This window comes from Clostridium sp. MF28, from assembly GCF_002969175.1.
Lineage (GTDB): Bacteria > Bacillota > Clostridia > Clostridiales > Clostridiaceae > Clostridium > Clostridium beijerinckii.
Genome location: NZ_CP014331.1, coordinates 5,486,284 through 5,499,908, shown reverse-complemented (window position 1 = coordinate 5,499,908; position 13,625 = coordinate 5,486,284). Strand labels below are relative to the sequence as shown.

Here is a 13,625-nt window from a genome sequence, read left to right as displayed (position 1 = left end):
CTCAATTCTATTCAAACATATTTATGTATATATTTAAATATACTAACTTAATTTTATTATAAATTTATATAATAATAACTTTAATGTTCATTAATAAAGGAGGTTTTTATGGGAACTCAAAGATGGATTGCCAATGTAGATAATATAAATTATACTATAGAATATTCTAAAAATTTTTTAAGAAAGAGCCTACTAGTAAATAACATTCCTGTAAAACTTCAAAGCTCTAAAACTTTTGGAGTTACACGCGAGACTACATTTAAATTAGGAAGTAAAACCGCCATTCTGGTAAGTATAGATAATAATTGTGATATTGCTATTAATGGTACATACTTAGATTCAGGAGAAAAATATGTCCAAGTAAAATACATGCCTGGCTGGAATTTTATATTTTTAGGCTTAATTTTACTTATCTTTATACTCTCTTACGATAGTCTATGTTCTGCACTTTTTACTTTAGCAGGTTTTTATTTTATTATAAGAGTAAGTATAGAGCCATCTTTAAATACAAGGCAAAGACTTCTAATTTGCTCATTTATAACATTCTCCATTCATTTGTTTTTTTGGGGTGTTTTATTTGTATTAATTTCTATTTTGTAATATTTTCTTGCAAAAGGATTATAAAATAGAATATTATTTTTTATAATCTCTATACTAAATTTACCACAATTAATTTTTCTTAATGTAGACATACTATATATATAATAAATTAAAGGAGATGATTTTGTGGACAATAATAATAATAAAGATTATTCAGAAAGTAATTTTTTAAGAAATGGTAACAAAACTCAAAATCAATATGCGAAAAGTAGTTACAATACAACAATAAAAAAGCCTGGAAGAAATGAAAGTGGTATTGAAGCTGAAAAAAGAGGATTTTAATTTCCGAGCCAAATTAACATATTAATAATAAATTTCCCCTAAAAATCTATTATGCTTTTTAATCTAAAATAGAAGAAGTTTCATATAGTTAAATCCTTACAACTATATGAAACTTCTTTTATTCAATAAGTACTTGAAAATATATAATTCTAATTTAAATCATTTATAAATATTATACTCATCTAATAATCCTAAGATTCTTTTTACCGCATGCTTTGCATCTTTAGGTAATCTTTCCATAGCTTGTTCCCTTTGACTTTCATCACTAATTTGAGCTATTTGAATAACTCTTTGCTGAAGTCCTGGCACCTTGTTTAATTCAGATACAGCTTTATTAAATTTATTAGCAAAGTCAGGATCTTGTTGCATTCTTTGTTGAACATTCATAATTAATTGATAAGGATTCATTAATTTTTCCTCCCATAAAACCTTCTTTCTTCATAATATATATTATTCTGAAATACTTTAAATGTTCATGAGAAATTTTTAAATAAAATATTTATAAAAACTTAATCTTAATTTTATTAGTTTTTTTCATATATAAGCTACTCCAATTGACTTTAATTTGTTCGTTATTCTACTATATTTTTCATTATTAATAATTCCTATGCTATTGCTGGGTATGATAACATTAAGTCCAATCTTAACCGCACTTCTTGCAGTCTTAAAAATACATTCATTATTATCAACTCCAACCAACTCTATTTTACTCACTTCATTCTTTTTCATGAATTTCACTAAATTACTATTTCTAAAAGCACTTGTAAATTGTTTTTCAAAATAATTTTGCGATACTATCTTAATCCTCTTATCCAATTTGGCCCCTTTAGTTCCTACAAGACCGTATCCAAAAAACTTCTTATAAAAAAAATTATTAGGAAGTACACTAGCAATATAAATTACTATATCTTTATTTCTCTGATAAAATATAATTTTCTTATTTATATTATTAATAAGATTATCTACATCTTCAAAATTAAATTTCTCTTTATTACGCTGTTCACCAATAAAATCTTCTTGAGCATCAATAATCAAAAGTGCTTTTTTCATCTATCTCCTCATCTTCCACATAAATCATATTATATTTTCAAAATCTCTTATGTAAATTCTAAACCTCAATTTATTTTATTATTATCTCAAGTATTTAATTACTTATTTAATTATAAATAATAGCGACAATAAAAATAAAAATTTCTATTTACTCTTTAGAATTCTAGATAAATATAACAAGAGGCTTCATATAAATGAAGCCTCACTATGTCCTTATTACTTAATTATATAATGGATGTTTATCACATAAAGTTTCTATTCTAGTCTTAAGAGCTGATAAATCTCCATCTCTCTTCTCTATTGCCTCTGATATAACTGCTGCAATTTCAGCCATATCATCCTTTACAAAACCTCTAGTTGTTATCGCTGCTGTACCAATTCTGATTCCTGAAGTTACAAATGGACTTCTTGTTTCATTAGGTACTGTGTTTTTATTAACAGTTATTCCAACAGAATCTAATAAAGCTTCTGCTTCTTTTCCTGTTATGTCTTTGTTATTTAAATCAACTAAGAATACATGGTTATCTGTTCCACCTGATACAATTTTAAAACCTCTAGCTATTAATTGTTCTGCAAGTTCTTTACAGTTTTCAACTACATTTTCTCCATATGTTTTAAAACTTGGATCTAATGCTTCTTTAAAACAAACAGCCTTAGCAGCTATAATATGCTCTAAAGGACCTCCTTGTATTCCTGGAAATATGTTTTTATTTAATACTTGAGCATATTTATCTTTACAAAGTATTAACCCACCTCTTGGACCTCTTAAAGTCTTATGAGTTGTTGTTGTTACAAAATCAGAATATGGCACTGGTGATGGATGAACACCTGCAGCAACAAGTCCTGCAATATGAGCCATATCTACCATTAATAATGCACCAACTTCATCAGCTATTTCTCTAAACTTTGGAAAATCTAAAATTCTTGCATATGCGCTTGCACCAGCAACTATAAGCTTTGGCTTATTTTCAATAGCTAGCTTTCTTACATTTTCATAGTCAATCATCTCAGTTTCTTTATCAACTCCATAAGATACAAAGTTAAACAATTTTCCTGAAAAATTAACTGGAGAACCATGAGTTAAATGCCCACCATGGCTCAAATCCATACCCAATACAGTATCTCCTGGTTCTAATACTGCAAAATATACAGCCATATTAGCTTGTGAACCTGAATGAGGTTGAACATTAGCATGCTCTGCCCCAAATAATTCCTTAGCTCTATCAATTGCAATTTGTTCTATTTCATCTACAACGTGACATCCTCCATAATATCTTTTATTTGGATATCCCTCAGCATATTTATTAGTTAAATAAGAGCCCATAGCTTCCATAACAGCCGGACTTACAATATTTTCTGAAGCTATTAATTCTATTCCTTTTTGTTGTCTAACTAGCTCTTTCTCAATTAAATCATAAATTTCTTTATCTTCTCTTTGTATATTTTCAAAATTCATCTTAATAAATCACCCCAATATATTTTTGTTCCCTAACGGGCACGAGAAACCACTTTAACATAGTATAAAATATGTACAAGAGTTTCACTTATATTCAAATTATATGTTTTCTTACTAAATTTATCAACTATTTTTTATATTTTTATATTGCCTTTAGTAGAATTTGTTATATTTTATATTATCTTATAGATTCAGTCTACTATATTAATATGCTTAACTTCCAATGATTTTATCCGCTGATAACATATAATCTTTCATTATTAAATATTATATAACTTACTCCTATAAGAATTATTTATTATGTGCTATAATTCATTTGTTATAAAAAATATATTGGAGAAAAAATTATGGACTTAAATAAATTACTCAAAGTATCTACATTGGCTGGAAAAATAATGCTAGAAAGTGGTGCCGAAACTTATAGAGTCGAAGAAACCATTAGTAGAATATGTACTGCCTTTGGTGCTCATACAGTTGATAGTTTTGTAATACCGACAGGGATAATTGTAACAGTCACTTATTACGATGAGGTTGCTACCATTGTTCAAAGAATTATTTCTAGGGGTGTTGATTTACATAAAGTAGATTTAGTCAATGATCTTTCTAGAAAAATACAAACAGAAACTATTGATATAAATGAATTTAATAAAGAACTTACAAACATATCGAATAGCCATAGGTACTCTAACTTAACCACTTTATTGTGGTCTGCTCTTAGCGCAGGATGCTTTAGTATTATGTTTGGTGGAAATCTTAAAGACTTTATTTCTGCAAGCATAATTGGTGCAGTAATAAAAATCATTGTTGTTATATGCCAAAAATTAAATATAAACGAATTTTTCACTAATTCCTTAAGTGGAGGATTGTGTGCATTTTTAGCTATAGCATTCATAAAATTAAATTTATCTAATAATTTAGATAAAACTATTATAGGTTCTATTATGCTTCTTGTTCCTGGGCTCACAATTACTAATGCAATTAGAGATACTATAGCTGGTGACTTTTTATCTGGTATAACAAAAGCCTCTGAAGCATTTTTAGTTGCGGTTTCTATAGCTGTTGGCACTGGTGCAGTTTTAAGCCTATTTATAAATAACTTAGGTTAATTCTAATCCAAATAATAAGCTAATAGAATATATTTCATTTTTATTATAATATTTAGGAGGTTTTATGCTAACACAAATTGCAGTCTCATTTTTAGCATCCTTAGGCTTTGGAATAATTTTTAATATAAAAGGAAAGAATTTAATATTTGCATCTATAGGTGGTGCTATAAGTTGGTTTTCTTATCTTTATTTAAAAGAAAATTATATAGGTGATATCTTATCATTGTTTATATCCTCAATACTATTTAGCATATATTCAGAAATTTGTGCAAGGCTTTTAAAAACACCTGTAACAACTTTGGTAATTTGTGCACTTATTCCACTAGTTCCTGGTTCTGGAATGTACTATACAATGTACGAAACAATAAGTGGCAATATAAGCCGTGCAGTAGAATTAGGGTTAAATACATTAGCTAGTGCTGGAACATTAGCATTAGGGGTAATATTTGTATCTACTATAACAAAACAGGTAACAAATTTAAAAAAAGTTAAAGAAAAATTACTAGAAAAATAAATTAACTGGATTATTTTTCTAGTAATTTTTTAATCTCTTTTATTTCTTCTCTTAAATCATTTAATGATAATTCCAAATGGTTTATCTTACTATCCATGTCCTCTTCTGAATTTTTCTTCTTAATATCATTTGTTGATTTATTAGGTTTATTTTTGCTTGAGTTAGTATTTTGCGAACTACTACAAAACGGATTACTTACATTATAACTTTTAGGATTAAAGTATATTCCTGGTCCTCCTTGGAAATATTGCTGCTGGGCATTATATGTCTCTATTACTTGGCCAACTAATTGCAGCCAATTTCCTAATGCATTTTGAACATTGAACGGAAGCCTTCCTGATAATATATTTCCCAATATCTCTCCTATAAGAATAAATAGCTGTGGATCTACATCTTGAAATCCGTTTGGAATATCTCTACATTCTGAATTTTCAAACTCATCCTCTGTTTTATCTCCATTGTCATTTTTACCACAACTACTATATCCACAAGCTCTCGCTAGATTCTCAAAATCATTCCATCCCTTAAACTCCATAGTTTCCTCTAAATTGTAATTACTTTTTATCATTATATTATTTATTTTTAGCAATGTTCCTATAATACCAACAGCAAGTCATTTCTACTTACTTCATTTAAGTAAAGATTTATAAACCAAGTCTTCTTTCAAGCTCCAAAATTCCATCTTTAACTTCCTCTATAGGAAGATTACCTTCCGCTAATTCATCGTAATCTTTTTCTTTAAGTCTGTTGTAAAATTTAATTCCTTCTAAAATAATGCTACCATCATTATCAGTCTTTCTAAGAATATAAAATAAGGTATCCTCTGCTCTATCAAACTTATTAGTCAGTTCATATATTCTAAATATTTTCTTGTCTAAATCTAAGGAAAGTTCATAATTAATTAATTCATCTGCTACTTCTGTTGCTTCATAAAGATATTTCTCATTTATCTCATCATCTTCAATATAAGCCTTATAAAAACCTTCTAGTGACTTTTCATAATATTGAATTTTAGCGCTTTCATTATTTTCCTTATCGCTAATAAGTCCTTGAAGTTTCATAAGACTTCCAAATGCTATAAATTTTTCTGCATTATAATGCGTTTCTTTACCTATAAAACTTTCTATGCTGCTGAAAGAAAATATGTCTATAGTTCCTATATCGATTCCTACGAGAGCCTTAAGTTTTTTGTTTATTTTTTCTTTAGCTTCTCCTATATCACCCTTTACTATATCCTTTCTTACTTCTTCATTTGTTAATGTTAAAGTATTCTCTATCTCTTTCATATAATCATTCTTTATCATTGAGTCGCACCTCATCTTTTAAATTATTAGTTAAATTTGTATATTCCTAAAATATAAATACCTTTGCATTTAATTATTATACTCATAAAAATTTATAAAATATTAGATTTTCTAATACATCACATTTTTATACATTTCTCATACAATATAATATAAAAAGAATCTCTTACAACTAAATTATACGGAGAAAAACTTGATAAACTTATGATAGTATGGAGGTAATTTATGAATATTATTTGTGAAAATGAACATGATTATGATTGCTACGATACTCGTCCTAGCTGCACTTATTCTGACAATCGTCCTAGTTGCAGATGTTACAATCGTGCCCCAGAGCCTGGTAGAGCTTTACTAAATGTTGGTTCTGGTGGAGTTGGACCATTGCCTATAATTTCAACACCATTATCTAGACCTATACCTGTAGCTAGTGTTTCTCTAGATACTACTAACATGTGTAATCCTAAAGTGCTTTTAACATTTACTAGCATAATTTCTTTACCTGTAGATATTTTAGTAAATCTAAATTTCACATTAATAAAAACAGTTGGTGATGGAGCTCCTCAACCAATAGGTGGAACATTTACTTTCGCCGAAACAGTTAGTGTCTTAGAATCTGAATCATTTAGTTTTCAATTTTGTGATTGCAATCCAGCTTATGCTAATACGACTTATACAGTTCAACTTGAGCCAACTAGCTTAATTTCTGTAACAGCTGGATTAACTATAACTAATGCAGTATTATCAGCTTTAGCTGTTGAATCTCTATAATTATAGCTAATTATATTAAAGGGAGCTCTTTTGAGAGCTTCCTTTATTTTTATATTTTAAACGAAATTTAATACCCTTAATATTTCTACACCAATTTCTCTTTCCGTACCTTTATAAGGATAGCAATGAATATGAATTGCAGGATTAAAATTTAGTTCGATTATTGAGTAATTAGAATTTTCGTCGTTAAAATTTTCAAGCATCATGTCAACTCCACAAATTCTTGCGTTTACAGCATCCGCTGCATTTACAGCTATTATTTTAAACTTTTCAGGAATACTATCAGTATAATCTATACTATCTCCTCCAGTGCTTATGTTTGAATTCTCTCTTAGATAAACAATTTCGTCTTCCTCAGGGATATAATTAAAATCTTTATTTTGTTGCTTTAAAAATAATTCTGCACTTTCATCTAAAATTATCTTTTCAAGTGGTGTTACATAGTGATGACCTCTTAACGGATCCTGATTCTTTATTTCCACTAGTTCCTTAATAGAACTGACTCCATCCCCTTTAACATTAGCTGGAACTCTATGAAGTATTCCTGCAACTTTACCGTCTATAACTAAAAAACGATATTCTTTTCCCTTAACAAATTCTTCTATGAGAACTGTATTATCATATTTAAATGCGAGTTCCAAAGCCTTTTTAATACTCTCTTCATCAGCGCCTTCTTTAAATATACTTATACCTATCCCAAAATTTGTTGATTTTGGTTTAATAACAACTGGCTTTTTAGTAAATTCTTTTATTATATTAAAAGACTCATTTATTGAATTTACCTCAATTCCTTTTGGAACCTTAATACCACTATCAGAAAGAACTCTTTTAGTCACGCTCTTATTTTCCATAATTAAAGCAGTTATATAGCTATCTTTTGATGTTTTAGTTGCCTGCTTAATATATTCTACTTTATTATTCTTTCTAAGTGATATGAAATTTTCGAATTTATCCAAAACTTCAACTTCTACTCCTCTTTTAATGGCTTCTTTCATTAATATTTGAGTAGATAGCTCTAATTCTTCATATCCTTCCAATTTAAATCTGTTTTTATAAGAATTTTCTTTATATTTTTGTGCTATATCTAAATGGGCATTGATATATCCTTCTTCTTTTACTTTTTTTTCAATTTTATAAGCATATGTTAGTTGATTATTCTTAATTTTTTCGATCATCAAGTCAATAATTCTTTCTTTTCCAAGATTCAATTTATCATTAATATCTCTTATATTATTTAATATTTCTACTCCCCAATGCTCTTTGGAAATAAGCTCTCCATCTTTCTTTAATAAAACATCTTTTTGTCCTAGTTTTGAAATTATATTTTGGTTTTCTGTTCCCTCTTCCTGCCATCTATCATAGTCAGTTTCTTCATTAATTAGCAAAAACAAATTAAATACTTGAAGAAAATACAGATCATCTAAGCTTATTCCTCCTTTTTCAAAAGGATTAATATCAATACTTCTATATTCTAGATATTGGATTCCATCTTTACTAAGTGAATTAAAGAAATCACTTGGATCTTTTGGTTTAAGCCTTACACAGCTATATAATTCTTTATGGCTTCCTATAAGCTTATCGCTTACAAATCTCCTTAAACTTTCAATATGCTCATCAACAGAATTATAATTAGGATATAGATCTATTTTATTCTTATACCCACATTCACTATTTCTATAAGACAAAGCCCCTTCATTTGAAAAACTATCATGTGCAATTTCCTTAGATGAATTCATACAAGGTCCCATATAGCTTTTGTCAACAACTCCACTTGCTCCTAAAAGATAGATAATAATCCACCTATACCTCAAGTAATTTCTTGTAACCTTTAAGTATAAGTTATTTTTAAACTCCTTGTATCTCAATTTCTGATTTTCATTAAATATTCCACTAAAAAGCTTATGAGTGTTCTGTCTTTCATATAAACAGTATAACTTTCTCAAGAAATCATCATCAAAGGAAAAATTATAATGGATACCACATATAAGCTGTTTTTTACCTCCATATTTTTTTATTAAATTTTCTCTGTAACGTCTAGCTTCTCTACCTTTTTCATTGTCACCATATTCTGCAATTCTAATTTTATCATCGGTAGGTACTATTCCCGGCATAGACTGTGGCCATAAATATTCATCCTCAATTTCCATTGCAACAATATCATATAGCACTCTAGAAAAATTATATGTTTCCTCTATATTTTTAAATGGTGGTGTTATAACTTCTATTTGACTTTCAGCAAAATCCGTAGTTATATATTTGTTTTCCACTTTCTCACCAAACACTGCTGGATGTCTTTTAACTGATAACTCACCTTTATTATTTACTCTTAAACTTTCTCTTTCTATACCATAATTACCTTTTAATAACTCAAAAGGCGTAAATAATTCTTTAAGTTCATTTAACATTGACTGCCTCCCCATATAAATTTTATCTATATATTTTATTGATTTCTATTTATATTTTCTTTTCACCTCAATTATATATAATATATAAGCTACACTTCCTTTTAGAATACTCGATATAGAAATACTTATCCAAATACCATTTAAACCAAATGGTTTTATTAAAGCTAATGCCATTGGTATTCGTAGTGCTGTAAATATAATGCTTATAATTGAAGATATTTTAGGTTTTCCTATGCCTGTAAATAATCCATTAGATACAGTTTCTGTAGTACTAAATAATTGAGAAAATGCTACTACTTGTAAGTACATATTAGCTATTGCAATTGTTTGCTGATCTTTAACAAATAATTTAACAAATGGTGTACTAAAAAACATGAATATAAATGCCATAAGAAGAGAGTATATAATTCCTATCCTAAGTGCAGTGTTATACCCTTCTTTGATTCTTTTATATTTTTTAGCCCCAAAATTTTGACCTGTAAATGCAGCTATCGCACCATGAAGGCCACCAATAACCATATATGTAATAGATTCAATTTGAAGTCCTATTTTTTGAGCAGCTATTGCATCTGATCCAAATATAGCTATTATTTTTGCAAGGAATATGTTTATTACAGTAAATAGAATTCTTTGTATAGCCATAGGAAATCCTAAAATTATTATTTCCTTTATCTTATTATAATCAATTTTTACACTAAAATTATACTTAAGTGTTCCCGATGATCTAAATAAATATAACAAAAACATTATAATATTAGCAATCATTGTTGCAATTGCTGCTCCTTCAACGCCTAGTTTTACAGCATAAATAAAAATCGGGTCTAATATTATATTTGCAACTACTCCTACAACATTTATATTAAATGCTAATTTATTATTTCCAAAGCTCCCCAGTATCCTTGCATATAAAAGATTAAAAAATGCAAAAATTATTGTAGGTCCACTGAAAATTAAAAATTCATATGCATCTTTTTCAACTGCAATATTATTTATATTTAAAAAATTCACAAGTGCTCTTCCTAATATAATAAGTATAGACCCAAAAATAAACGACATTACTGCATTAATTAAAAGGCCCGCATTAATATACTCTTTTACCTCATTCTCTTCTTTTTTACCTATAGAATGTGCGACTTTTATTCCTGTTCCTATAACTACTAATGAGTTTATAGAATATCCAAGGCCTACGAAAAAACTCGCTGATCCAACACTCGCTACAGCATTACTTCCAAGTCCGCCAACCCACAGCATATCAACCAGATTATATGTAAATTGTAGCAATGAACTTCCCATTATTGGTACTGATAATGTTGTTAGAACATTCAATGTTTTTCCTTTAGTTAAATCAATCTGTCTCATTTCATCTCCGTTTTTATAAATTTTTATTATTTTTAATAAGTACATTATATTTAGTATATTATAAAGATTAACAAAATCGTACTTTCATATTAACTTTTAATTAGAATCTTCATTTTTCTTATCAATTTGTACGCAATCCTCATTTTCTGTAATTAGATTAAGTAAAAACAGCACTAATCTGTTACAATTACTTGTGTTTAACTTGTACAAGTTCCAAATTCCATCTTTTCTTGCTTTAACCAACCCACAATCTATTAATACCTTCATATGATGCGATAAAGTAGGTTGTGTAAATTCAAAGCTCTCTAATATCTCACACGCACATTTTTCTCCACAAGATAATAAGTCTATTATTTTTAGCCTATTAGGATCTGAAAGTGCCTTTAAAATTCTTCCATTCTTATCATATTTCTTACACACATTTAACTCCTTTTTCAATATTAGCCATTTTACTAATCTATGTATATAGTATAGATATTCATCTATGTGTAGTCAAGATTTTTTATTTTAATTTGCCTTTTAAACCGCCATCACATATATACCTATCTATTTGATGCCATAACTCTAGCTACTGTCTTATGTTGATAAATAGTATATTTTAATCTAAGGTTTCCGCAAACATAAATGCTAGTATTATTCTTTTAGCATTTCTCATTAATATATTTTACTTTCTATAGAAATATCGCTTAAATCAAAAGAGCCAAGATTTTATTCCTGACTCTAGATTTTCTAATCAACATTTTATGATGTTACAAAGTATAATTTTAATCTATGTAAATCATATAATAAATTTTACTACTAGTTTCGCAGCTTTAAAAGTAAGCTTCCCATATAAATTTCTTAATATAATTTATGTAAAATTGTTCTTCAAAAACATTATACAAATATTTGTTTATCTACGCATTTACTATTTCTCCACCATTAACATGGATTACTTGCCCTGTGATATATGAAGCACATTGTGAAGCTAAAAATACGTATGCTCCAGCACACTCTACTGGCTGTCCTGCTCTTCCCAATGGTGTATCCGATCCAAATTTCTCAACCTTTTTTTCATCAAAGCTTGCTGGAATTAATGGTGTCCAGATTGGCCCAGGTGCAACAGCATTTACTCTTATATTAGTTTTTCCTTTTGCTAATGCAGTAGATAAAGATCTTGTTAATGTAACTATAGCACCTTTAGTCATTGAATAATCAATTAATGTTTCATTTCCCTTATATGCAGTTATTGAAGCAGTATTTATTATGCATCCACCTGCTTTCAAATGATTTAATGCTGCCCTTGTCATATAAAATGTTCCATATACGTTTGTCTTAAATGTCTTATCAAATTGCTCGTCACTTATTTGCTTGAAATCTGCACTTTCATATTGAACTGCTGCATTATTAACTAATATATCTATTTTTCCATATTCTTTAATAGTTTTTTCTAAAACATTATTACAAAAATTAGGATCACTTATATCACCTTTAATTAAGGTACATCTTCTGCCTATATTATCTATTATTTTTTTTGTTTCTTCTGCATCTTTATTTTCATTATAATAAGCAATCACTATGTCAGCGCCTTGATTTGCATATGCTATAGCAACAGCCTTTCCGATTCCACTATCGCCTCCAGTAATTACTGCAATCTTGTCCTTTAATATATCTCCTTTTTTATTATAACTTGGATCATCATATATTGGAGCTGGATTCATTTCATACTCCAGTCCTGGTTGTTCTTTTTGTTCTTGTTTTGGAAAAGATGTTGGAAAATTCATTTTAATTCCTCCTGTTTTTCTTTATTTTTATAAAAATTAGTTTTTCCTATATACTAAAAAATATTTATGTGCAAAAAATTAAACTTCTAGTAAGTTAGAAATTTAATTTCACTTAACTTACTAGAAGTTTATTTATAATACCTCTTATTCATCTATTCTCTCAATTGCGAGTCCTACAAGTCCTGGTCCTGTATTTACCCCAAGCGCTGGACCAATTGTTCCAGCTATTGTACACTCAACTACATTGGGTAAATCTTTTATCAAGCAGTATAGGTTTTGTACCTTATCAAAACCATTTCCATCTAAAATCCAGGCTTTATATTTACCTTTTTCTAAATACATTTTAAATATACTGGTTAATTTAGATACAGCTTGCTTTGAACCTCTAACTTTAGCTGCAGTTCTATATGTTCCATCTTCTGCTACAGTTATTATTGGCTTAAGATTCAAAAACTCTCCTATTGTTCCTGCCACTTTGCCAATCCTTCCTCCTTTTTGAAGATATTCTAAAGTATCTATTGTAAAAAATAAATCTATCTTCTCTCTGTATGTAGGTAGAATTTCAATTATTTCATTAAATGTTTTACCTTCTCTAATTAACCTTGAAGTTTCCAAAACAATTGCACCTTCTGCCATTGTTAATGTTCTAGAATCAAAAACAAAAGTTTTCAGCTCCTTGAACTCCTCACAAATTAGTCTTACTGCATTATATGTTCCTGAAAATGCAGATGAAATAGTTATTATTATTGCATGCGTAAATCCCTCACTAACAACATCTTTCAGAACGCTTGTTATTTTTTCAATACTCGGTAACGATGTTTTAGGAATTTCTGTTTTTAATCTTTCATACATAAATTGGGGAGTTATATCAATTCTATCCTCGTATTCCTTATCCGAATATATAATTTTAAATGGCAAAAGCCTTATTTGGTTTGCTTCTAATAACTCTATGCTTATATCCGATGCACTATCAGTAATTAATGCTATCTTTTCCACTTATTGTTCCTCCTAAATTAAT

At 28.4% G+C, this 13,625-nt stretch carries 15 protein-coding genes; 5 read left to right on the top strand and 10 right to left on the bottom strand.

Going from position 1 to position 13,625, the window contains the following annotated elements; all coding sequences use genetic code 11:
* Positions 1 to 108 precede the first annotated feature (108 nt).
* Together AXY43_RS24335 and AXY43_RS28200 are read left to right on the top strand one after the other, a co-directional pair.
* The gene (locus AXY43_RS24335; protein WP_105412305.1) at positions 109 to 600 is read left to right on the top strand and encodes a hypothetical protein; all 492 of its coding nucleotides are present in this window, start codon (positions 109 to 111) and stop codon (positions 598 to 600) included.
* A 126-nt stretch (positions 601 to 726) separates the two neighbouring features.
* Positions 727 to 882, top strand: coding sequence for a hypothetical protein (locus AXY43_RS28200; RefSeq protein ID WP_011969194.1), 156 nt, complete (start codon positions 727 to 729; stop codon positions 880 to 882).
* A 159-nt stretch (positions 883 to 1,041) separates the two neighbouring features.
* Here AXY43_RS28200 and AXY43_RS24330 read toward each other — a convergent pair whose 3' ends face one another.
* From AXY43_RS24330 to glyA, 3 genes are all read right to left on the bottom strand, one after another.
* Positions 1,042 to 1,290 (bottom strand): hypothetical protein, encoded by a 249-nt coding sequence (locus AXY43_RS24330; protein ID WP_011969193.1) that lies wholly within the window; start codon positions 1,288 to 1,290, stop codon positions 1,042 to 1,044.
* A 126-nt stretch (positions 1,291 to 1,416) separates the two neighbouring features.
* Entirely contained in the window at positions 1,417 to 1,932 is a 516-nt protein-coding gene (locus tag AXY43_RS24325) for an isochorismatase family cysteine hydrolase (RefSeq protein WP_054249133.1), read from the bottom strand.
* 220 nt (positions 1,933 to 2,152) lie between these two features.
* A complete protein-coding gene (gene glyA / locus AXY43_RS24320; protein ID WP_023975066.1) occupies positions 2,153 to 3,388 on the bottom strand; it encodes a serine hydroxymethyltransferase in 1,236 nt (411 codons plus the stop codon).
* Positions 3,389 to 3,735: 347 nt separating this feature from the next.
* Between glyA and AXY43_RS24315 the strand changes: the two genes are divergently transcribed.
* Positions 3,736 to 4,494: a threonine/serine ThrE exporter family protein gene (locus AXY43_RS24315; RefSeq protein WP_105412304.1), complete on the top strand. Its 759-nt coding sequence runs from the start codon at positions 3,736 to 3,738 to the stop codon at positions 4,492 to 4,494.
* Between the two features lie 64 nt (positions 4,495 to 4,558).
* Positions 4,559 to 5,008: a threonine/serine exporter family protein gene (locus AXY43_RS24310; protein WP_011969189.1), complete on the top strand. Its 450-nt coding sequence runs from the start codon at positions 4,559 to 4,561 to the stop codon at positions 5,006 to 5,008.
* A gap of 10 nt (positions 5,009 to 5,018) precedes the next feature.
* On the opposite strand, the gene AXY43_RS24305 is transcribed toward AXY43_RS24310, so the two are convergent.
* Positions 5,019 to 5,576, bottom strand: coding sequence for a hypothetical protein (locus AXY43_RS24305; protein WP_077723651.1), 558 nt, complete (start codon positions 5,574 to 5,576; stop codon positions 5,019 to 5,021).
* Positions 5,577 to 5,652: 76 nt separating this feature from the next.
* The gene (locus tag AXY43_RS24300) at positions 5,653 to 6,312 is read right to left on the bottom strand and encodes a DUF6483 family protein (protein WP_023975068.1); all 660 of its coding nucleotides are present in this window, start codon (positions 6,310 to 6,312) and stop codon (positions 5,653 to 5,655) included.
* A gap of 225 nt (positions 6,313 to 6,537) precedes the next feature.
* On the opposite strand from AXY43_RS24300, the gene AXY43_RS24295 reads away from it, so the two are divergent.
* Positions 6,538 to 7,080 (top strand): DUF4489 domain-containing protein, encoded by a 543-nt coding sequence (locus AXY43_RS24295; protein ID WP_017209639.1) that lies wholly within the window; start codon positions 6,538 to 6,540, stop codon positions 7,078 to 7,080.
* A gap of 56 nt (positions 7,081 to 7,136) precedes the next feature.
* Here AXY43_RS24295 and gshAB read toward each other — a convergent pair whose 3' ends face one another.
* The 5 genes from gshAB to AXY43_RS24270 form a co-directional block, all read right to left on the bottom strand.
* Positions 7,137 to 9,485, bottom strand: a complete 2,349-nt coding sequence (gshAB, locus tag AXY43_RS24290) for a bifunctional glutamate--cysteine ligase GshA/glutathione synthetase GshB (RefSeq protein ID WP_105412303.1) — start codon at positions 9,483 to 9,485, stop codon at positions 7,137 to 7,139.
* Positions 9,486 to 9,530: 45 nt separating this feature from the next.
* Complete coding sequence (locus AXY43_RS24285) at positions 9,531 to 10,844, bottom strand: MATE family efflux transporter (RefSeq protein WP_023975070.1); 1,314 nt, start codon at positions 10,842 to 10,844, stop codon at positions 9,531 to 9,533.
* Positions 10,845 to 10,940: 96 nt separating this feature from the next.
* The gene (locus AXY43_RS24280) at positions 10,941 to 11,264 is read right to left on the bottom strand and encodes an ArsR/SmtB family transcription factor (RefSeq protein WP_011969183.1); all 324 of its coding nucleotides are present in this window, start codon (positions 11,262 to 11,264) and stop codon (positions 10,941 to 10,943) included.
* A 476-nt stretch (positions 11,265 to 11,740) separates the two neighbouring features.
* The gene (locus tag AXY43_RS24275; RefSeq protein ID WP_011969182.1) at positions 11,741 to 12,607 is read right to left on the bottom strand and encodes an SDR family oxidoreductase; all 867 of its coding nucleotides are present in this window, start codon (positions 12,605 to 12,607) and stop codon (positions 11,741 to 11,743) included.
* A gap of 144 nt (positions 12,608 to 12,751) precedes the next feature.
* Positions 12,752 to 13,603, bottom strand: coding sequence for a DegV family protein (locus tag AXY43_RS24270; protein ID WP_023975071.1), 852 nt, complete (start codon positions 13,601 to 13,603; stop codon positions 12,752 to 12,754).
* Positions 13,604 to 13,625 lie beyond the last annotated feature (22 nt).

Coding starts and splice junctions, on each gene's coding strand:
- AXY43_RS24305 (WP_077723651.1), bottom strand. CDS start 5,576: ATGATAAAAAGTAATTACAATTTAGAGGAAACTATGGAGTTTAAGGGA.
- AXY43_RS24315 (WP_105412304.1), top strand. CDS start 3,736: ATGGACTTAAATAAATTACTCAAAGTATCTACATTGGCTGGAAAAATA.
- AXY43_RS24285 (WP_023975070.1), bottom strand. CDS start 10,844: ATGAGACAGATTGATTTAACTAAAGGAAAAACATTGAATGTTCTAACA.
- AXY43_RS24335 (WP_105412305.1), top strand. CDS start 109: ATGGGAACTCAAAGATGGATTGCCAATGTAGATAATATAAATTATACT.
- AXY43_RS24310 (WP_011969189.1), top strand. CDS start 4,559: ATGCTAACACAAATTGCAGTCTCATTTTTAGCATCCTTAGGCTTTGGA.
- glyA (WP_023975066.1), bottom strand. CDS start 3,388: ATGAATTTTGAAAATATACAAAGAGAAGATAAAGAAATTTATGATTTA.
- AXY43_RS24300 (WP_023975068.1), bottom strand. CDS start 6,312: ATGATAAAGAATGATTATATGAAAGAGATAGAGAATACTTTAACATTA.
- AXY43_RS24325 (WP_054249133.1), bottom strand. CDS start 1,932: ATGAAAAAAGCACTTTTGATTATTGATGCTCAAGAAGATTTTATTGGT.
- gshAB (WP_105412303.1), bottom strand. CDS start 9,485: ATGTTAAATGAACTTAAAGAATTATTTACGCCTTTTGAGTTATTAAAA.
- AXY43_RS24275 (WP_011969182.1), bottom strand. CDS start 12,607: ATGAATTTTCCAACATCTTTTCCAAAACAAGAACAAAAAGAACAACCA.
- AXY43_RS24295 (WP_017209639.1), top strand. CDS start 6,538: ATGAATATTATTTGTGAAAATGAACATGATTATGATTGCTACGATACT.
- AXY43_RS24330 (WP_011969193.1), bottom strand. CDS start 1,290: ATGAATCCTTATCAATTAATTATGAATGTTCAACAAAGAATGCAACAA.